The sequence below is a fragment of the Chimaeribacter coloradensis genome (assembly GCF_002858715.1).
Classification (GTDB): domain Bacteria; phylum Pseudomonadota; class Gammaproteobacteria; order Enterobacterales; family Enterobacteriaceae; genus Chimaeribacter; species Chimaeribacter coloradensis.
In genome coordinates this window covers 1-21,062 of the sequence record NZ_PJZH01000036.1, presented here as the reverse complement: position 1 = coordinate 21,062, position 21,062 = coordinate 1, and the positions used below count along the sequence as shown (strand labels likewise).

18 protein-coding genes and 1 riboswitch are annotated in these 21,062 nt (G+C 56.4%); of the genes, 7 read left to right on the top strand and 11 right to left on the bottom strand.

What is annotated here, in order from left to right:
* Window positions 1-2: 2 nt before the first annotated feature.
* Window positions 3-1,067: a uroporphyrinogen decarboxylase gene (hemE, locus tag CYR32_RS19600; protein ID WP_101826799.1), complete on the bottom strand. Its 1,065-nt coding sequence runs from the start codon at window positions 1,065-1,067 to the stop codon at window positions 3-5.
* Window positions 1,068-1,161: 94 nt separating this feature from the next.
* Window positions 1,162-1,965 carry an NAD(+) diphosphatase gene (gene nudC / locus CYR32_RS19595; RefSeq protein WP_101826798.1) on the bottom strand — a complete coding sequence of 268 codons (804 nt, stop codon included), beginning with the start codon at window positions 1,963-1,965 and terminating at the stop codon, window positions 1,162-1,164.
* Window positions 1,966-2,063: 98 nt separating this feature from the next.
* Here nudC and rsd point away from each other — a divergent pair, with 98 nt between their 5' ends.
* From rsd to thiH, 7 genes are all read left to right on the top strand, one after another.
* Window positions 2,064-2,582, top strand: a complete 519-nt coding sequence (gene rsd / locus CYR32_RS19590; protein WP_101826797.1) for a sigma D regulator — start codon at window positions 2,064-2,066, stop codon at window positions 2,580-2,582.
* 57 nt (window positions 2,583-2,639) lie between these two features.
* Window positions 2,640-2,755: riboswitch (TPP riboswitch) on the top strand.
* A gap of 110 nt (window positions 2,756-2,865) precedes the next feature.
* Window positions 2,866-4,800: a phosphomethylpyrimidine synthase ThiC gene (gene thiC / locus CYR32_RS19585; RefSeq protein ID WP_101826796.1), complete on the top strand. Its 1,935-nt coding sequence runs from the start codon at window positions 2,866-2,868 to the stop codon at window positions 4,798-4,800.
* Window positions 4,793-5,443, top strand: coding sequence for a thiamine phosphate synthase (gene thiE, locus CYR32_RS19580; protein WP_101826795.1), 651 nt, complete (start codon window positions 4,793-4,795; stop codon window positions 5,441-5,443). Before thiC ends, thiE begins: the two co-directional genes overlap by 8 nt.
* Window positions 5,433-6,194 (top strand): HesA/MoeB/ThiF family protein, encoded by a 762-nt coding sequence (locus CYR32_RS19575; RefSeq protein WP_101826794.1) that lies wholly within the window; start codon window positions 5,433-5,435, stop codon window positions 6,192-6,194. The genes thiE and CYR32_RS19575 overlap by 11 nt, the downstream gene beginning before the upstream one ends.
* The gene (thiS, locus tag CYR32_RS19570; protein WP_101826793.1) at window positions 6,178-6,378 is read left to right on the top strand and encodes a sulfur carrier protein ThiS; all 201 of its coding nucleotides are present in this window, start codon (window positions 6,178-6,180) and stop codon (window positions 6,376-6,378) included. Before CYR32_RS19575 ends, thiS begins: the two co-directional genes overlap by 17 nt.
* A gap of 1 nt (window position 6,379) precedes the next feature.
* The gene (locus tag CYR32_RS19565) at window positions 6,380-7,165 is read left to right on the top strand and encodes a thiazole synthase (protein WP_101826792.1); all 786 of its coding nucleotides are present in this window, start codon (window positions 6,380-6,382) and stop codon (window positions 7,163-7,165) included.
* A complete protein-coding gene (gene thiH / locus CYR32_RS19560) occupies window positions 7,162-8,289 on the top strand; it encodes a 2-iminoacetate synthase ThiH (protein ID WP_101826791.1) in 1,128 nt (375 codons plus the stop codon). Before CYR32_RS19565 ends, thiH begins: the two co-directional genes overlap by 4 nt.
* A gap of 316 nt (window positions 8,290-8,605) precedes the next feature.
* Here the strand turns inward: thiH and rpoC are convergent, their stop codons facing one another.
* From rpoC to CYR32_RS19510, 9 genes are all read right to left on the bottom strand, one after another.
* Window positions 8,606-12,826: a DNA-directed RNA polymerase subunit beta' gene (gene rpoC / locus CYR32_RS19555; RefSeq protein ID WP_101826790.1), complete on the bottom strand. Its 4,221-nt coding sequence runs from the start codon at window positions 12,824-12,826 to the stop codon at window positions 8,606-8,608.
* Window positions 12,827-12,926: 100 nt separating this feature from the next.
* On the bottom strand, window positions 12,927-16,955 hold the full coding sequence (gene rpoB / locus CYR32_RS19550) for a DNA-directed RNA polymerase subunit beta (protein ID WP_101826789.1): 4,029 nt from the start codon (window positions 16,953-16,955) through the stop codon (window positions 12,927-12,929).
* A 328-nt stretch (window positions 16,956-17,283) separates the two neighbouring features.
* Entirely contained in the window at window positions 17,284-17,649 is a 366-nt protein-coding gene (gene rplL, locus CYR32_RS19545; RefSeq protein ID WP_072933580.1) for a 50S ribosomal protein L7/L12, read from the bottom strand.
* Between the two features lie 63 nt (window positions 17,650-17,712).
* Window positions 17,713-18,210 (bottom strand): 50S ribosomal protein L10, encoded by a 498-nt coding sequence (gene rplJ, locus CYR32_RS19540; protein ID WP_101826788.1) that lies wholly within the window; start codon window positions 18,208-18,210, stop codon window positions 17,713-17,715.
* A gap of 310 nt (window positions 18,211-18,520) precedes the next feature.
* A complete protein-coding gene (rplA, locus tag CYR32_RS19530; protein WP_101826787.1) occupies window positions 18,521-19,225 on the bottom strand; it encodes a 50S ribosomal protein L1 in 705 nt (234 codons plus the stop codon).
* A 3-nt stretch (window positions 19,226-19,228) separates the two neighbouring features.
* The gene (gene rplK / locus CYR32_RS19525; protein WP_072933574.1) at window positions 19,229-19,657 is read right to left on the bottom strand and encodes a 50S ribosomal protein L11; all 429 of its coding nucleotides are present in this window, start codon (window positions 19,655-19,657) and stop codon (window positions 19,229-19,231) included.
* Window positions 19,658-19,822: 165 nt separating this feature from the next.
* On the bottom strand, window positions 19,823-20,368 hold the full coding sequence (gene nusG, locus CYR32_RS19520) for a transcription termination/antitermination protein NusG (protein WP_101818435.1): 546 nt from the start codon (window positions 20,366-20,368) through the stop codon (window positions 19,823-19,825).
* A gap of 1 nt (window position 20,369) precedes the next feature.
* Complete coding sequence (gene secE / locus CYR32_RS19515; RefSeq protein WP_072933570.1) at window positions 20,370-20,753, bottom strand: preprotein translocase subunit SecE; 384 nt, start codon at window positions 20,751-20,753, stop codon at window positions 20,370-20,372.
* 236 nt (window positions 20,754-20,989) lie between these two features.
* On the bottom strand, window positions 20,990-21,062 hold a 73-nt coding region (locus CYR32_RS19510; protein WP_131818057.1), incomplete at its 5' end, for an EF-Tu C-terminal domain-related protein.

The following is a 21,062-nucleotide window of genomic DNA, read 5'->3' as shown; positions in this document are numbered from 1 at the left end:
CCTTATTTGTGGTACTTCCCTGACAGGGTGTGTACCGCGTTAACGAATGCACCGGCATGTTCCGGCGGCACATCCAGGTGGATGCCGTGGCCAAGGTTGAACACATGGCCCTCTCCGTGCCCAAAGCCCGCCAGAATGGTTTCGACTTCTTCCTCAATGCGGGCAGGTGGCGCATAAAGCATAGACGGATCCATATTGCCTTGCAGTGCGACCTTATCCCCTACCCGGCGGCGCGCGTCGGCGATGTCGGTGGTCCAGTCCAGCCCCAGCGCGTCACAGCCGGTGGCCGCCATCGCTTCCAGCCACTGCCCGCCGCCCTTGGTGAAGAGCGTGACCGGCACGCGGCGGCCTTCGTTTTCATGGATCAGGCCATCCACAATCTTATGCATGTAGTGCAGGGAGAAGGTGAGGTAGTCACGGCCGGTGAGCACGCCGCCCCAGGTGTCAAACACCATGACCGACTGCGCACCGGCTTTAATCTGCGCATTCAGGTAGAGGATGACGCTGTCCGCCAGCTTGTCCAGCATCAGGTGCAGGGTCGCCGGTTCGGCATACATCATCTTTTTGAGTTTGGTAAAGGCTTTGCTGCTGCCGCCTTCCACCATGTACGTGGCCAGCGTCCACGGGCTGCCGGAGAACCCAATCAGCGGTACCTGCCCTTCCAGGTTATGGCGGATGGTGCGCACCGCGTTCATCACATAGCCCAGCTCCTGCTCCGGATCGGGGACAGGCAGCTTTTCAACATCGGCACGGCAGGTCACCGGGTGGGCGAAGCGCGGGCCTTCACCCGCTTCAAAATGCAGGCCCAGCCCCATTGCATCCGGGATGGTCAGGATGTCGGAGAACAGGATCGCGGCGTCCAGCGGGAAGCGGCGCAGCGGCTGCAATGTCACTTCACACGCCAGCTCAGCGTTTTTGCACAGCGACATAAAATCACCGGCCTGCGCCCGCGTGGCTTTGTACTCCGGCAAATACCGCCCGGCCTGGCGCATCATCCAGACAGGGGTAACATCGACCGGCTGACGCAGCAGGGCACGCAGATAGCGATCGTTCTTCAACTCTTTCATGTAAGGCTCCTCATTAATCCGCCGGCATTTTATCACGCAGATGCGGCAGCACGCGGATTATGTGTGACGCCGGTATGGATTACTCTGATAAGTATCACGCAGAGTCTGCATCGTGCGGGCGTTTGCTGTCGCCTTCTGCGCGGCATAACGCCACGGTATCCTCAATCAGCCGGCGGGCGATGGTGCCGGGCGGCGGCAGCATCGGCAGCTGGTCGTAACGGTACCAGCCGGCACTCAGCAGCTCTTGCGGGTCATGGCGGATGTCGCCGCTGTCGTAATCCGCCATGAAGGCCATCATCAGGGAGTTGGGGAACGGCCAGGGCTGTGAGCTGACATAGCGCAGGTTTTTCACCCGCAGGTTGCTCTCCTCCATCACTTCACGCGCCACCGCCTGCTCCATGGTCTCCCCGACTTCGACAAACCCAGCCAGCACGGTGTGGATGCCGTTACGGTGACGGACATGCTGCGCCAGCAGGATCTCCTCGCCCCGGCGGATCGCCACAATCATGCAGGGCGCAATCTGGGGGTAGTAGCGCTCATGGCAATGGGCGCAGAGCACCGCCCACTCACGCTTGCTCGGCCCCATCTCATGGCCGCAGTAACCGCAGAAGCGGTGGGAGCGGTAGAACTCTGCCAGCTGTACGCCGCGGCCGACCAGCTGGAACAGGTCGCGATCCTGATCGAGCAGCTGCCGCACCGAGGCCATCTCGCTGGGGCGCGGTTCCCGCACCAGCCATACCGGTGCACCCTGCCACTCGCCAATCTGCCGCCCGGGCCGGCCGGTTAAGGAAAACTGGGACGCCGGGCCAAAGGGTAATTGCCCTTCCGGCAGCCATAATTTTCCTTCATGGCTGATGATCCACCAGCCGTTGTGTTTATCTGTGAGTTGAATTTCCATATTGTTGTTGCATAACCTCGACGACACTGACACTCTGGAATTGAGACTTTTACATATTAGTAACGATTAAACACGCTTTCCTGCTCATGGAGTTCACCATGCTAAACCGTCTGGAAAAACTGACTCAGCGCGTCGGCGGCAGCAATGAGTTAATTGATCAATGGCTGCATGCACGTAAAGAGCTATTAGTCGCCTATTGCACCCTGGTGGGGTTAAAACCCAACAAAGAAAAACATGCGCCGCTGGATGAGGAAGCCCTGAAAAACTTCTGCCACCAACTGGTTGATTACCTCTCTGCCGGCCATTTCCAGCTGTACGATAAGATCATTCAGGATATTGAAGGGTCAGAAAGCCCGCGTATGCTGGTTACCTCGCAGATTTACCCGGCGCTGCAACAAAACACCGAGACCGTGATGACATTCCACGACCGCTATACCGAAACGGCGATCGGGGATGACCACATCTTTGAGTTCCATCAGGCGCTGTCTGATGTTGGTGTGGCGCTGGATGCCCGTTTCCAGCTGGAAGATCAGCTGATTGCGCTGGCGTTTGATGCGGCCTCCCTGCCGCTCCAGCAGCCGGTCGCCAATGATTCCACGCTGGCCCGCCCGGCGTAAGCAGTACCGGTCATCCCTGTCGGGGGTGGCCGTTTTTTAACCGCCTCAGTGTATTGAGGCTTCTTGTCGGAGTGCCTAGCGCATCACCCTGATGCCAGGCTGAGACCGTTAATTCGGGATCCGCGGAACCTGATCGGGTTAGTACCCGCGAAGGGAACAAGAGTAATCCAGTGTCCTGGCCTGCGCGCCTTTTGGCCGCGCCGCGCCCGGCCCTATTCTGTTACTCCCGCCGAAATCGCTCCAGACAAGCAACGTTCCCATATTCAACTGGAAGGAATTTGCTATGTCTAATCGCCACATCCCTGTTTCCCGCCGCCAGCAGCAGCGTGCTGACGCACAGGATTTCATCGACACCCTGCAGGGCGTCACGTTCCCCAATTCACAGCGGATCTATCTGGAAGGCTCGCGCCCCGACATCCGGGTGCCGATGCGCGAGATCCAGCTCAGCCCGACGCAGATCGGCGGCCGTTACGACGAGGCGCGTGTTGAGCCGAATGAGGCTGTCCCGGTTTATGACACCGCCGGGCCGTATGGGGATGCCGCCGCGATGCTGGATGTGCACGCCGGGCTGCCCAAACACCGCGCCGGCTGGATTGAAGAGCGCGGGGACACCGAGGCGCTGCCCCACGTCAGCTCCGGCTTTACCCAGCAGCGGCTGGCGGATGAGGGGCTGGATCACCTGCGCTTTGAGCACCTGCCGCAGCCGAAACGCGCCAAAGCGGGCCGCCGGGTCACGCAGCTGCATTACGCCCGCCAGGGCATCATCACCCCGGAGATGGAGTTCATCGCCCTGCGGGAGAACATGGGGCGTGAGCGCGTCCGCAGTGACGTGTTGCGCCACCAGCACCCCGGCCAGAGTTTTGGTGCCCTGCTGCCGCCCGACATCACCCCGGAATTTGTCCGCCAGGAGGTGGCCGCCGGCCGGGCAATTATCCCGGCTAACATCAACCACCCGGAATCTGAGCCGATGATCATCGGCCGTAACTTCCTGGTGAAGGTCAACGCCAACATCGGCAACTCTGCCGTGACCTCCTCTATCGAAGAGGAAGTGGAAAAGCTGGTGTGGGCCACCCGCTGGGGGGCTGATACAGTGATGGATCTCTCCACCGGCCGCTACATTCATGAGACGCGGGAATGGATCCTGCGCAACAGCCCGGTTCCGATCGGCACGGTGCCGATCTATCAGGCGCTGGAGAAGGTCAACGGCATCGCCGAAAACCTCACCTGGGCGATGTTCCGCGACACGCTGCTGGAGCAGGCGGAACAGGGGGTAGACTACTTCACCATCCATGCCGGGGTGCTGCTGCGCTATGTGCCGATGACGGCAAAACGCCTGACCGGCATTGTCTCCCGCGGCGGGTCGATCATGGCGAAGTGGTGTTTGTCGCATCATCAGGAGAATTTCCTCTACCAGCACTTCCGCGAGATTTGTGAAATCTGCGCCGCCTATGACGTCGCCCTGTCTTTGGGTGACGGCCTGCGCCCCGGCTCCATTCAGGATGCCAACGATGAGGCGCAGTTCGCTGAACTGCACACATTGGGCGAGCTGACTAAAATCGCCTGGGAGTATGATGTGCAGGTAATGATCGAAGGCCCCGGCCATGTGCCGATGCATATGATCCGCCGCAATATGACCGAAGAGCTGGAGCACTGCCACGAAGCGCCATTCTACACCCTCGGCCCGCTGACCACCGACATCGCCCCCGGTTATGACCACTTCACTTCCGGCATCGGCGCGGCCATGATCGGCTGGTTCGGCTGTGCCATGCTCTGTTACGTCACGCCAAAAGAGCACCTTGGCCTGCCGAATAAAGAGGATGTGAAGCAGGGGCTGATCACCTACAAAATTGCGGCCCACGCCGCCGACCTCGCCAAAGGCCACCCCGGCGCGCAAATCCGCGACAATGCCATGTCCAAGGCGCGCTTTGAATTCCGCTGGGAAGATCAGTTTAATCTGGCGCTCGACCCGGAAACCGCCCGTGCCTACCACGATGAAACCCTGCCGCAGGAATCCGGCAAAGTCGCCCACTTCTGCTCCATGTGCGGGCCAAAGTTCTGCTCCATGAAAATCTCGCAGGAAGTACGCGACTACGCCGCCGCCCATCCGGCCGATGCACGGGAAGCCGGTATGGCACAGATGTCCTCGGCATTCCGCGCCCGCGGCAGCGAGCTTTACCATCAGGCCGATGCGTTGCAAGCGGAGGCCAACGATGAGTAACCCGCCCTCCCCGTTCCCGCCGGTGCCGCACCGGCTGGGGCTCTACCCGGTGGTCGACAGCGTGGCGTGGATTGCGCGCCTGCTGGAAGCCGGGGTCAGAACCCTGCAACTGCGCATCAAAGATCTGCCTGATGACCAGGCAGAACCGGCCATTATTGACGCGATCGCCCTGGGCCATCGCTATCAGGCCCGGCTGTTTATCAATGATTACTGGCAGCTTGCTGTGAAGCATCACGCCTATGGCGTACACCTTGGGCAGGAGGATCTCGACACCGCCGATTTAACCGCCATTCACCGCGCCGGGCTGCGGCTCGGCGTCTCCACCCATGACGATGACGAGCTGGCGCGGGCTGTGGCGGTGCGCCCCTCTTACATCGCCCTCGGCCACATCTTCCCGACGCAGACCAAACAGATGCCTTCTGCGCCGCAGGGGCTGGTGGATCTCGCCCGGCATATCCGCCACCTGAACGGCGAATACCCAACAGTGGCGATCGGCGGCATCTCGCTGGAACGGGCGCCCGCCGTGCTGGCTACCGGCGTCGGCAGCATTGCGGTGGTCAGCGCCATTACGCAGGCTGCGGACTGGCGCGCCGCCACGGCCGCACTGATGGCGACGTGTGAGGAGGCTGACCATGCTCAGTGATGACGCCTTCCTGCGTTACAGCCGCCAGCTGCTGCTGGAGGAAGTCGGCCCTGAGGGGCAGGAGAAGATCCAGGCCGCTACGGTGCTGATTGTCGGCCTTGGCGGGCTGGGATCGCCGGCTGCGCTCTATCTGGCGGCGGCCGGGGTCGGCAAGATCCTGCTGGCAGATGACGATCGGCTGGAGATCACCAACCTGCAACGGCAGATCCTCTACCGCACAACCGATCTCCACAAGAGCAAAGCCCAGCTGGCCAAGCGGCAGATCCAGGATCTTAACCCGTTGATCGAGCCGGTGGCGCTGCCGGTACGTATGCAGGATCAGGCGCTGCTGGAGGCGGTGCATGAGGCCGATCTGGTGCTGGATTGCAGTGACAATATGGCCACCCGCCACGCGGTGAATCAGGCCTGCATCCAGCTGGAGAAACCGCTGGTCAGCGGCAGCGCCGTGGGGTTCAGCGGCCAACTGCTGGTGCTGACGCCCCCGTTCCGCCACGGCTGTTACGCCTGCCTCTACCCAGACCAGGCCATTCCTCAGCGCAACTGCCGCACCGCCGGCGTACTCGGGCCGGTGGTCGGCGTCATCGGTACGTTACAGGCGCTGGAAGCGATCAAAATGCTGGCGGGCATGCCTTCAGCGCTGGCAGGCAAACTGCGCCTGTTCGATGGTAAGCAGCAAAGCTGGGCCACCCTGCAACTCACAGCCGACGCTGGTTGCGCCATCTGCGGGGGGCGGCATGGCGATCAGTGTTAACGACGAGACATTGCCTTTTACCCCGGCGATGACCCTGAGCGTGCTGCTCCACCAGCTCGATCGCGATCAGCCCGGTACCGCGCTGGCGGTAAACCAGACCATCATCCCACGCGCGCAGTGGGAAACCCATCAGGTGCAGGATGGTGACGCCATCCTGCTGTTTCAGGCGATTGCCGGAGGCTGAGATGCTGACAATTTCAGATGTGACGTTTGACTCTTCCCTGTTTACCGGCACCGGTAAATTTGACAGTGCGGCGGTTATGCAGGCGGCGCTGGCCGCCTCCGGTTCTCAGCTTGTGACGATGGCGATGAAGCGCGTGGACCTGCATGGCGGTAACGATGCGATTCTGGCCCCACTGCGTGAGCTGGGCGTGCGGCTGCTGCCGAATACCTCCGGCGCGAAAACGGCAGAAGAGGCGATCTTCGCTGCCCAACTGGCGCGGGAGGCACTGGGCACCCACTGGGTGAAACTGGAGATTCACCCGGACGTGAAATACCTGCTGCCAGACGCGGTAGAGACCCTGAAAGCTGCGGAAAAGCTGGTGAAACAGGGGTTTGTGGTGTTGCCCTACTGCGGGGCCGATCCGGTATTGTGCAAACGGCTGGAGGAAGCGGGCTGTGCAGCCGTGATGCCGCTGGGTTCACCGATTGGCTCCAATCAGGGGCTGAAAACCCGGGACTTCCTCGAAATCATCATCGAACAGGCACAAGTGCCGGTGATCGTGGATGCCGGTATCGGTGTGCCGAGCCACGCCGCCCAGGCGATGGAGATGGGCGCGGATGCGGTGCTGGTCAATACCGCCATCGCCGTGGCGCGTGATCCGGTGGCGATGGCGACCGCCTTCCGGCTGGCGGTAGAGGCCGGGCAACTGGCCCACCGCAGCGGCAGCGCCCCTGTGCTTTCGCAGGCGTCCGCCTCCAGCCCGCTGACCGCCTTCCTCAGCCACGGCAAGGGGGAGCGGCTGCTATGAAAAACTTCAGTGATTATTGGCGAAGCCTTGATTGGGAGGCACTGACTCAGCGTATTCACAGCAAAACAGCGCAGGACGTCGAGCGGGCGCTGGCCGCGGAGAGAATCACACGGGAAGATTTCATGGCCCTGATCTCCCCGGCCGGGCTGGCTTACCTTGAGCCGCTGGCCCAGCGGGCGCAACGCATGACACGCCAGCGGTTCGGCAACACCGTCAGCTTTTATGTGCCGCTCTATCTCTCTAACCTTTGCGCCAACGAATGCACCTATTGCGGTTTCTCCATGAGTAACCGGATTAAGCGCAAAACGTTGGATGCAGAGGAGATCGCGCGGGAGTGCGCGGCCATTAAAGCCCTGGGGTTTGAGCACTTGCTGCTGGTGACCGGCGAGCATAAAACCAAAGTCGGCATGGAGTATTTCCGCCGGCATTTTGGCGCCATCCGTCGCCAGTTCAGCTCGCTGATGATTGAGGTGCAGCCGCTGTCGCAGGCGGAATATGCCGAACTGAAAACGCTGGGGCTGGATGGGGTACTGGTCTATCAGGAAACCTATCATGCGGCAACCTACCACCAGCATCACCTGCGCGGCCAGAAACAGGATTTCTTCTGGCGGCTGGACACGCCTGACCGCCTGGGCCGTGCCGGGATAGATAAGATCGGGCTGGGGGCGTTGATCGGCCTGTCCGAAAGCTGGCGGACCGATTGCTATATGGTGGCGGAGCACCTGCTCTACCTTCAGCAGAATTACTGGCAGAGCCGTTATTCGATCGCGTTCCCGCGCCTGCGCCCCTGCACCGGCGGTATTGAACCCGCATCCCTGATGAGTGAGCCTCAGCTGGTGCAGTTGATCTGCGCGTTCCGTCTGTTGGCACCGGATGCCGAGCTGACGCTCTCTACCCGTGAATCGCCCTATTTCCGCGATAACTTGATCCCACTGGCAATTACCAATGTCAGCGCCGGTTCCAAAACGCAGCCGGGTGGTTATGCTGATGATCACCCTGAACTGGAGCAGTTTGCGCCGCATGACGACCGCACGCCTGCCAGGGTGGCAGAGGCGATTGCCCGCGCCGGTTTACAGCCGGTCTGGAAAGACTGGGATGGGTATCTGGGAAGAGCGCCGCAATAAATCCCGGGCGTTACTGCACACCGCACTCTGTTTACGAGGCGGCTTCCAGGGCGGAACATGCGCACTGGTATAGGTTGCCTGAGGCGGTAAAGTGGCGGTGTCTTCCGGTGACGGAAGACCAAAGCGGTTAATGCCATGACGCTTTGCTTCTCATCACGGCGGCTGTGCCTTATGGCAGGCCGCCGTTTCTTTTATCCCTCTGGCGAGTGCGGCCTGCCCCAGCCTCTGCCGGGCAGCTTTCCCCCTTCCTGCAGGCAAAAAAAAACCGCCCCCGAAGGGGCGGTTTTAACGTGCTTGGCTGTCACAGGCGCAACGATTACTCGTCGTTACCGCCCAGACCGGCGTTCAGCAGCTCAGCCAGGTTGGCTGTGGCTTCTTCCGCGCTCACCTGAGGAACCACCGGCTCTTCATTCAGTGCGCGACGACGCATACGGTCCTGATGGTAAGCGTAACCGGTACCGGCTGGGATCAGACGGCCCACGATGACGTTTTCTTTCAGGCCGCGCAGTTCATCACGTTTACCGGCAACAGCGGCTTCCGTAAGAACACGCGTCGTTTCCTGGAACGATGCCGCAGAGATGAAGGACTCAGTCGCCAGAGATGCCTTGGTGATACCCAGCAGGTCACGATGGTACGTTGCTGCGATCTTGCCATCAGCTTCGAGCTGACGGTTGGCAATCTTGACGCGAGAAACTTCAGCCTGCTCGCCTTCCAGGAACTCAGAGCTGCCTGCGCTGGCAATGGTGCCTTTACGCAGCATCTGACGAACGATAACCTCAATGTGCTTATCGTTAATCTTAACGCCTTGCAGACGGTAAACGTCCTGCACTTCGTTAACGATGTAACGGGTCACCGCGTGAACACCACGCAGGCGGAGGATGTCGTGCGGAGATTCCGGGCCGTCAGACACAACGTCACCGCGCTCTACACGTTCACCTTCAAACACGTTGAGCTGACGCCATTTCGGAATCATCTCTTCGTATGGATCGCTGCCGTCCAGCGGCGTGATCACCAGGCGACGCTTGCCTTTGGTCTCTTTACCGAAGGAGATAATCCCGCTGATTTCAGCCAGGATTGCCGGCTCTTTCGGACGACGCGCTTCGAACAGGTCAGCAACGCGCGGCAGACCACCGGTGATGTCCTTGGTACCGCCGGATTCCTGCGGAATACGTGCCAGGGTATCACCTGCGTTGATCTGCACACCATCTTCCAGCTGAACAATCGCTTTACCCGGCAGGAAGTACTGAGCAGGCATATCGGTACCTGGGATCAGAACGTCATCGCCATTGGCGGTTACGATTTTCAGTGCCGGACGCAGATCTTTACCGCTACCGGTACGTTCTGCGCTGTCCAGTACCACGATAGACGAGAGACCGGTGAGGTCGTCTGTCTGACGGGTAATGGTCTGGGTGTCGACCATGTCAGCGAAGCGGATGAAACCACTCACTTCACTGATAACCGGCATGGTGTGCGGGTCCCAGTTAGCCACGGTTTCGCCCGCGTTAACTTCCTGACCGTCGCCTTTCGCCATGACGGAGCCGTAAGGCACTTTATAGCTCTCTTTGGTACGACCGAATTCGTCGATCAGTTTCAGCTCGGTGTTACGCGAGGTGATAACCAGTTTACCGTTAGAGTTGGTTACGTGTTTCGCGTTGCTCAGCTTCAGGCTACCTTTGTTCTTAACCTGAATGCTGGACTCTGCTGCCGCACGGGATGCCGCACCACCGATGTGGAAGGTACGCATCGTCAGCTGGGTACCCGGCTCACCGATGGACTGTGCTGCAATAACACCGACCGCTTCACCTTTGTTGATGATGTGGCCACGTGCCAGGTCGCGACCGTAGCAGTTTGCACACACACCAAAGTCGGTTTCACAACCTACCACAGAGCGTACTTTCACGGCGTCGACGGAGTTCTCTTCTAACAGATCACAGGTCTTCTCGTTCAGCAGGGTGTTACGCGGAACCAGAATGTCCGCCGTACCCGGCTTCAGTACGTCTTCAGCCGTCACACGGCCCAGTACACGCTCACGCAGCGGCTCTTTAACGTCGCCACCCTCGATAACCGGGGTCATCATGATACCTTCGTGGGTACCACAATCGTCTTCGGTGACTACCAGGTCCTGCGCCACGTCGACCAGACGACGGGTCAGGTAACCGGAGTTCGCAGTTTTCAGTGCGGTATCCGCCAGACCTTTACGTGCACCGTGCGTGGAGATGAAGTACTGGAGTACGTTCAGACCTTCACGGAAGTTCGCGGTGATCGGCGTTTCGATGATGGAGCCATCCGGCTTCGCCATCAGACCACGCATACCTGCCAGCTGACGAATCTGTGCTGCGGAACCACGCGCACCGGAGTCAGCCATCATAAAGATGCTGTTGAACGAAACCTGCTGCTCAACGTTACCGTCACGGTTAACCACGTCTTCAACAGACAGGTTTTCCATCATCGCTTTTGCAACGCGTTCGTTGGCCGCAGCCCAGATATCGATCACTTTGTTGTAGCGTTCGCCCGCGGTCACCAGACCAGACTGGAACTGCTCCTGGATCTCAGCCACTTCGGTTTCGGCTTCTTCGATGATCTCGGCTTTCTTCTCCGGAATCACCATGTCGTCGATACCTACGGACGCACCAGAACGTGCTGCGTACGCAAAACCGGTGTACATGATCTGGTCAGCAAAGATAACGGTCGGCTTCAGGCCCAAAATGCGGTAACAGGTGTTCAGCATTTTGGAGATCGCTTTCTTGCCCAGCGGCTGGTTGACGATAGAGAACGGCAGGCCGTTCGGTACGATCATCCAGAGGATTGCACGACCGATCGTGGTGTCCACGATAGAGGTCTGAGAAACCCACTCGCCTTCGGTGTTCTTCACATCTTCAGTAATACGTACTTTGACGCGTGCATGCAGGGATGCCAGGCCGGCGCGGTAAATACGCTCAGCTTCTTTCGGCCCTGTCAGTACCATGCCTTCGCCTTTGGCGTTAACACAGTCACGGGTCATGTAGTAGAGGCCCAGTACAACGTCCTGAGACGGAACGATGATTGGCTCGCCGTTCGCCGGAGACAGAATGTTGTTGGTGGACATCATCAGCGCACGCGCTTCCAGCTGGGCTTCCAGCGTCAGCGGTACGTGAACAGCCATCTGGTCACCGTCGAAGTCGGCGTTGTATGCCGCACAAACCAGCGGGTGCAGCTGGATCGCTTTACCTTCGATCAGAACCGGTTCAAACGCCTGGATACCCAGACGGTGCAGGGTCGGTGCACGGTTCAGCAGGACCGGGTGCTCACGGATAACTTCATCCAGGATGTCCCAGACCACTGCTTCTTCACGCTCAACCATTTTCTTGGCGGCTTTGATGGTGGTCGCGAGGCCACGCAGTTCCAGCTTGCCATAGATGAACGGCTTGAACAGTTCCAGTGCCATTTTCTTCGGCAGACCGCACTGATGCAGACGCAGGTACGGACCTACGGTGATAACGGAACGACCAGAGTAGTCGACACGTTTACCCAGCAGGTTCTGACGGAAACGACCTTGCTTACCTTTGATCATGTCTGCCAGGGACTTCAGCGGACGCTTGTTCGAGCCGGTGATGGCGCGACCGCGACGGCCGTTGTCCAGCAGGGCGTCTACCGCTTCTTGCAGCATACGCTTTTCGTTGCGCACGATGATGTCAGGCGCAGCCAGATCCAGCAGGCGTTTCAGACGGTTGTTACGGTTGATCACACGACGGTAAAGGTCGTTCAGATCAGACGTGGCGAAACGGCCGCCATCCAGCGGAACCAGCGGACGCAGATCCGGCGGCAGTACCGGCAGCACGGTCAGGATCATCCACTCCGGCTTGTTACCGGACTGTACGAACGCTTCCAGCAGCTTGATACGCTTGGTCAGCTTCTTACGCTTGGTCTCGGAGTTGGTTTCGTTCAGCTCTTCACGCAGCTGCTCGCACTCAGCTTCCAGATCCATGTTTTTCAACAGGGCCTGAATAGCTTCCGCACCCATTTTCGCGTCGAATTCGTCACCAAACTCTTCCAGCGCGTCCAGATACTGCTCTTCAGTCAGGATCTGACGGCGCTCGAGGTTGGTCATGCCGCCTTCAACCACCACGTAGGATTCGAAGTAGAGCACGCGCTCGATGTCACGCAGCGGCATGTCCAGCAGCAAACCGATGCGGGACGGCAGCGATTTCAGGAACCAGATGTGGGCAGTCGGTGAGGCCAGCTCGATGTGACCCATACGCTCACGGCGCACTTTAGTCTGGGTAACTTCAACGCCACACTTCTCACAGATAACACCACGGTGTTTCAAACGCTTGTACTTACCGCACAGGCATTCGTAATCTTTAACCGGCCCAAAGATACGGGCACAGAAAAGGCCGTCACGCTCAGGTTTGAACGTACGGTAGTTGATCGTTTCCGGCTTTTTAACTTCACCAAAAGACCAGGAACGGATCATGTCCGGCGATGCCAGAGCAATTTTGATCGCATCAAACTCTTCGGTTTTAGTTTGCGCTTTCAGAAACTTCAATAAGTCTTTCACGGATTGGCTCCTGTCGGAGTTAGACCTGTCAGGTGCCTGAACCGAAATTCAGGCACCCCTGTGACGAGTGCAAACTGCACTATCGAACGGAGAGAGGGGATTAATCGCCTTCCAATTCGATGTTGATACCCAGTGAGCGGATCTCTTTCAACAGTACGTTGAAGGATTCCGGCATGCCTGGTTCCATCTGATGGTTGCCATCCACGATGTTCTTATACATCTTGGTACGGCCATTGACGTCATCCGATTTGACAGTAAGCATTTCTTGCAGCGTGTAGGCAGCACCGTATGCTTCCAGTGCCCATACTTCCATCTCACCGAAGCGCTGACCACCGAACTGCGCCTTACCACCCAGCGGCTGCTGAGTAACCAGGCTGTAAGAACCGGTAGAACGCGCGTGCATCTTGTCATCAACCAAGTGGTTCAGTTTCAGCATGTACATGTAGCCCACGGTAACCTGGCGCTCGAATTGCTCACCGGTACGACCGTCGAACAGTGTGATCTGACCGGAAGTCGGCAGGCCACCCAGCTGTAACAGTTCCTTGATCTCTTTCTCTTTTGCACCATCGAATACTGGCGTCGCGATCGGCATACCTTTTTTCAGGTTCTCTGCCAGGCGCAATACTTCGTCATCAGAGAAGGTGTTCAGATCAACCTTCTGACGAACATCGTCGCCCAAATCGTACGCTTTCTGGATGAACTCACGCAGCTTGGAAACTTCTTCCTGTTTCTTCAGCATAGCATTGATCTTTTCACCAATGCCTTTCGCGGCCATACCCAAGTGGGTTTCCAGAATCTGACCGATGTTCATACGGGACGGAACGCCCAGCGGGTTCAGAACGATGTCAACCGGCGTACCGTTTTCATCGTAAGGCATATCTTCGATCGGGTTGATCTTGGAGATAACACCTTTGTTCCCGTGGCGGCCTGCCATCTTGTCACCCGGCTGAATCTGACGTTTAACGGCCAGATACACTTTCACGATCTTCAGCACGCCCGGTGCCAGATCGTCGCCCTGGGTGATCTTACGACGCTTGGCTTCCAGCTTCTTCTCGAAGTCAGATTTCAGTTCGTCGTACTGCTCAGCCAATTGCTCCAGCTGGTTTTGCTTCGCTTCATCAGTCAGCGACAGCTCCAGCCAACGGTCACGCGGCAGTTTGCTCAGCTTTTCAGCTTCAACGCCACCGGATACCAGTGCGCTGTGGATACGTGCAAACAGGCCTGCTTCCAGGATCTGCAGCTCTTCAGTCAGGTCTTTTTTCGCCTGCTTCAGCTGCATCTCTTCGATTTCCAATGCACGTTTGTCTTTTTCCACGCCATCGCGGGTAAAGACCTGTACATCGATAACCGTACCAGAAACGCCGTTCGGTACGCGCAGGGACGAGTCTTTCACGTCCGACGCTTTTTCACCGAAGATGGCGCGCAGCAGCTTCTCTTCCGGGGTCAGCTGGGTTTCACCTTTCGGCGTTACCTTACCAACCAGGATGTCGCCACCGGTCACTTCAGCACCGATATACACGATACCGGACTCATCCAGTTTGGAGAGCGCAGCTTCACCCACGTTCGGGATGTCAGCAGTGATCTCTTCCGGCCCCAGCTTGGTGTCACGGGAGACACACGCCAGTTCCTGGATGTGGATGGTGGTGAAGCGATCTTCCTGTACCACGCGCTCGGAGACCAGAATGGAGTCTTCGAAGTTGTAGCCGTTCCACGGCATGAACGCGACGCGCATGTTCTGGCCCAGTGCCAGTTCGCCCAGGTCAGTAGACGGGCCATCAGCCAGCACGTCGCCGCGCTCGATCGGCTCGCCCAGAGAGACACACGGCATCTGGTTGATGCAGGTGTTCTGGTTCGAACGGGTGTACTTGGTCAGGTTGTAAATATCGATCCCTGCTTCGCCGGCGTGCATCTCTTCTTCGTTAACTTTAATAACGATACGGGATGCATCCACGTACTGAACAGTACCGCCACGTTTCGCTACGGAGGTTACCCCGGAGTCAACCGCAACCGCACGTTCCATACCGGTACCTACCAGCGGCTTATCAGCGCGCAGGGTCGGAACCGCCTGACGTTGCATGTTCGCACCCATCAATGCACGGTTGGCGTCATCGTGTTCCAGGAATGGAATCAGGGATGCACCAACAGAAACAACCTGTTGGGTAGAAACGTCCATATAGTCAACCTGGTCGCGGCTGAACAGGCTTGATTCGCCTTTGCTGCGGCAGGTAACCAGATCGTCTACGAAGTGGCCTTCTTCATCCAGGTTGGTGTTCGCCTGGGCAATAACGAAGTTGCCTTCTTCAATCGCAGACAGATAGTGAATCTCGTCAGTGACAACGCCATCAACCACACGACGGTACGGGGTTTCCAGGAAACCGTACTCGTTAGTCTGCGCGTACACAGACAGGGAGTTGATCAGACCGATGTTCGGGCCTTCCGGCGTTTCGATTGGGCACACACGACCGTAGTGGGTTGGGTGTACGTCACGCACTTCAAAGCCGGCACGTTCACGGGTCAGACCGCCTGGGCCCAGTGCAGAGATACGACGTTTGTGCGTAATCTCAGACAACGGGTTGTTCTGATCCATAAACTGGGAGAGCTGGCTGGAGCCGAAGAACTCTTTCACCGCCGCCGAAATCGGTTTGGCGTTGATCATGTCCTGTGGCATCAGGGTGTCCAGGTCGCCCAGGGACAGACGCTCTTTCACCGCACGCTCAACACGTACCAGGCCAACACGGAATTGGTTCTCCGCCATCTCACCGACTGAACGGATACGACGGTTGCCCAGGTGGTCGATGTCATCGACTTCGCCTTTACCGTTACGGATATCGATGAGCTTCTTCATCACCTGAATGATGTCGTCTTTGCTCAGGATACCGGACCCTTCGATCTCATCACGCAGCAGAGAACGGTTGAACTTCATCCGGCCAACGGCGGAGAGATCGTAACGATCTTCGGAGAAGAACAGGTTCTCAAACAGCGTTTCCGCTGCTTCGCGTGTCGGCGGCTCACCCGGACGCATCATGCGGTAGATCTCAACCAGAGAACTCAGACGATCGTTGGTTGGGTCAACACGCAGGGTCTCGGAGATGTAGGCACCGTGATCCAGGTCGTTGGTGAACAGCGTTTCAATGCGCTTGTGACCAGACTGGCTCAGTTTGGCCAGCAGATCCATGGAAAGCTCCATGTTCGCTGCACAGATCAGTTCACCGGTGCTTTCGTCGATGTAGTCTTTAGCAACCACTTTACCCGCGATGTATTCAACCGGAACTTCGATGCTTTTAACGTCATCTTTTTCCAGCTGGCGGATATGGCGTGCCGTGATACGGCGGCCTTTTTCGACGTACTGCTTGCCGTTCGCTTCGATATCAAAGGAAGCCGTTTCACCACGCAGGCGCTCAGGAACCAGGTCCATCTGCAACTTGTTGTCACGGATTTCGAAGACAACTTTGTCGAAGAACAGGTCAAGAATCTGCTCAGTGGTGTAGTTCAATGCACGCAGGATGATGGTCGCCGGCAATTTACGACGACGGTCAATACGTACAAAGAGGTTGTCTTTCGGGTCGAACTCAAAGTCCAACCATGACCCGCGGTAAGGGATGATACGTGCGTTGTACAGCACTTTACCCGACGAGTGGGTTTTACCCTTATCGCTGTCAAAGAAGACGCCAGGACTACGGTGCAGCTGAGATACGATAACCCTCTCAGTCCCGTTAATAACAAAGGTACCGTTTTCGGTCATGAGCGGAATTTCGCCCATGTAGACTTCTTGTTCCTTGATGTCTTTAACGGTGCCTTCTGGTGCCTCGCGCTCATAAATAACCAGGCGCAGTTTCACACGCAGTGGCGCAGAATAAGTTACACCGCGGATCTGGCACTCTTTTACGTCGAATACCGGCTCACCAAGACGGTAGCTAACGTATTGCAGCTCTGAATTACCGCTGTAGCTCTGGATTGGAAAAACAGAACGGAATGCCGCTTCAAGCCCGTACTGCCCTTCTGGATCTTGCTCGATAAACTTCTGGAACGAGTCAAGCTGGATAGAAAGGAGATATGGAATGTCCAGAACTTGTGGACGTTTACCAAAGTCCTTACGAATGCGTTTTTTCTCGGTATAGGAGTAAACCATAGGGTTCCTCAGCTCGCTGATCAGTGACCCACTCTGTCCGCCCTAAAGGACAGTTCATACAACACCGTTTATGTCGATCGGAAAGCGAAAGACTTTCCGCAATACCCGTTTCTATCACTCTTAAATCATTTCATTGCGCTGTGGGACAGATAGCGGTCTGTCGCAGGGAACAGCAGTATATTAAGGCGTCGATAGAAATAAATATTGGGGTTGTTCAGTGATCAAACAGTGTGAAACATCACTGACACCCTATAGCGCAAAAAGGCTGGTGACCAAAAAGTCACCAGCCATCAGCCTATTAAGTCAGGCTGCAACCTGGGAAGTTAACTTATTTAACTTCAACAGAAGCACCAGCTTCTTCCAGGGATTTTTTCAGAGCTTCAGCGTCGTCTTTGCTGATGCCTTCTTTCAGAACTGCCGGAGCAGATTCTACCAGGTCTTTAGCTTCTTTCAGACCCAGGCCGGTTGCGCCACGTACTGCTTTGATAACAGCAACTTTGTTAGCGCCAACAGCAGACAGTACAACGTCGAACTCGGTTTTTTCTTCAACAGCTTCAGCCGGGCCAGCAGCTACAGCTACAGCAGCAGCAGCGGAAACGCCGAATTTTTCTTCCATCATGGAGATCAGTTCAACAACGTCCATTACGGACATTTCTGCAACTGCGTCCAGAATTTGCTCTTTAGTGATAGACATAACAATTGTTCCTAAAATTCAGAAATAGATTATACGTTAGCAACGCAACAAAAAAGGGGGCGATTAAGCCGCTTCTTTCTGATCGCGCAGTGCAGCCAGAGTGCGAACCAGTTTGCCTGCAGAGGCTTCTTTCATGGTTGCCATCAGGCGTGCGATTGCTTCTTCGTAAGTCGGCAGCGTTGCCAAGCGGTCGATTTGCGCCGCAGGGATCAGCTCACCTTCAAAGGCCGCAGCTTTAACCTCAAATTTTGCATTCGCTTTCGCGAACTCTTTGAACAGACGAGCAGCAGCGCCCGGGTGTTCGGTAGAGAATGCAATCAAGGTTGGACCGACAAACGTGTCTTTCAGGCACTCGAACGGAGTACCTTCAACGACGCGGCGCATCAGGGTGTTACGAACAACACGCATGTAAACGCCAGCTTCACGACCTGCTTTACGCAGTTCAGTCATCTTGTCAACGGTAACGCCACGGGAATCCGCGACAACCGCAGACAGCGCGCCTTTGGCTACTTCGTTGACTTCAGCAACAATCGCTTGTTTGTCTTGAAGATTTAATGCCATTAGCTTTTGCTCCTGGATTGGGCCGGGGATAATCCCCCGGAACTCACTTCGCCTGTCACCGAGAATCGGTAACGGACGTTCAAACACGGTGAGCAGAATCCAGCAAAGACAATTAAAAAATTTTCTTCAGGCTCTGTCACCGTCTACGCAGGAAAATTAAGTGCCTTTCAGCACACCTGCGGTCTTGGACGGAGGCCTGGATAGGCCAGGCTCCAACCGAAAAATTCTGAGTTTTGCAATTAGCAAAACAACGGGCGTTAGATTCTAGACAAATCGGCCGCCCGCGTAAAGCGATAAAAGCAGAAAGCGATTAGTTCGCTGCTGCGTTCAGGCCGCTTTGGTCAACTGCAACACCTGCACCCATGGTAGTGGACAGGCTGACTTTCTTGATGAAAACGCCTTTCGCCTGAGAAGGTTTTGCTTTTTTCAGCGCAACCAGCAGGGCTTCCAGGTTTTCTTTCAGTTTGTCAGCGTCAAAGTCAACTTTACCGATGGTGGTGTGGATGATGCCGTTTTTGTCGTTACGGTAACGAACCTGACCTGCTTTAGCGTTTTTCACTGCTTCAGCAACGTTAGGAGTTACAGTACCGACTTTCGGGTTTGGCATCAGGCCGCGCGGGCCCAGAACCTGACCCAGTTGACCTACAACGCGCATTGCATCCGGGGAAGCAATAACAACGTCGAAGTTCATTTCGCCTTTTTTGATCTGGTCAGCCAGATCTTCCATACCTACCAGCTCAGCGCCTGCAGCTTTAGCAGCTTCAGCGTTTGCGCCCTGGGTAAATACGGCAACGCGAACAGAACGACCGGTGCCGTGCGGCAGAACGGTAGCGCCACGAACGTTTTGGTCAGATTTACGAGCGTCGATGCCGAGGTTAACAGCAACGTCAACGCTTTCTACGAATTTAGCAGTAGCCAGCTCTTTCAGCAGGGCAACGGCTTCGTTGATGTCATACTGTTTAGTTGAATCAACTTTGTCACGGATCACGCGCATGCGCTTGGTCAGCTTTGCCATCTCTTAATCCTCTACTACCAGGCCCATGGAACGAGCAGTACCTTCGATGGAGCGAGTCATCGCTTCAACGTCAGAACCAGTCATGTCCGCAGCTTTGGTTTCTGCGATTTCACGTACCTGAGCACGGGTCACTGTACCCACTTTGTCTTTGTTCGGCTTACCGGAACCAGACTTGATACCAGCCGCTTTTTTCAGCAGCACAGCTGCCGGCGGAGTTTTGGTAACGAAAGTGAAAGAGCGATCAGAGTAAACAGTGATAACAACCGGAATCGGCAGACCTTTTTCAATGCTGTCAGTCTTAGCATTGAACGCCTTACAGAATTCCATGATGTTAACACCCTGCTGACCCAGAGCCGGACCAACCGGTGGGCTCGGGTTAGCCATACCAGCTGCAACTTGCAGCTTAACGTAGGCTTGTACTTTCTTGGCCATCTAAATATCCTCGATTTGGGTTATATCGCCTGATGACAGGCTCCCCGTTCTTTTTACATTAAGCCGCTGCCAATGTGGCAACGTCTAAAAACAAAAGGCGCGAAATTGTAGTTCAATTTCGCGCCTCTTACAACTAGCAAATGGCAATATCAGAGCAAAAAGTGATCAGCCTTTTTCGACCTGGCTGAAATCCAGCTCGACGGGTGTTGCACGACCAAAAATAGAAACCGACACTTTCAGGCGGCTCTTTTCATAATCGACTTCTTCCACTACGCCATTGAAGTCAGCAAACGGACCATCGTTAACACGGACCATTTCACCAGGTTCGAACAGGGTTTTCGGACGCGGTTTGTCACCAACCTGTTGCAGGCGGTTCATGATGGCGTCTACTTCTTTATCACTGATTGGTGCAGGACGATCGGAAGTACCGCCGATGAAGCCCATCACACGCGGTACGCTGCGCACTAAGTGCCAGCTTGCATCGTTCATGACCATCTGGACCAGAACATAACCAGGGAAGAATTTGCGCTCGCTTTTACGGCGCTGACCACCACGGATCTCAACGACTTCTTCTGTCGGAACCATGACTTCGCCAAACAGCTCTTCCATGTCATGTAATTTGATATGCTCACGCAGCGATTGTGCTACGCGGCCTTCAAAGCCGGAGAACGCCTGAACGACGTACCAACGTTTTTTTGGAGCTTCAGACATCTTAGAACCTCAGGCCAGTAATAAACGATACCAGGCGGACCAGAATACCATCCAGTCCCCACAAAATCAGTGACATCACGGCAGTGACCGCGGCAACGATTAAGGTGGTGTGCAGTGTTTCCTGGCGGGTTGGCCAAATTACCTTACGCACTTCAGTGCGTGCTTCACGGGCAAAGGCTACCGTGGCTTTGCCTTTCGTCGTCATCAACGCTACCGCACCGGCAATAGCGATAATGATCACAACTGCCAATGCGCGCAGCGGGAGGTTGTATTCGCGGTACAGATAATTACCGACAATAGCTACAACCAATAGCGCAGCGACAACCAGCCATTTGACAGCTTCCAGGCCGCGCCCGCTTCCTTGAGCTTCGGTATTCGCACTCATAAACCAACCTGTCACAATGATTTAGAACAAACAACTTTGCCTCGCATCGCGAGGCAAACCAAACCGATCGATGCCCTGTATGAGCGCAAACTCGGTATTTACGCTATAGCTCAGAGCCCATCTCACCAATGATTATGACATAAAATCGCTGATGAGATAGGTTCTAACGTCACAGCGTAGAAAAGGGCATCGAATGATGCCCTTTCAGTACGTGTTGCGTCAAATGTTATCAGCGATTAAGCGATAACTTTAGCAACAACGCCCGCACCAACAGTACGGCCGCCTTCACGGATTGCGAAACGCAGACCG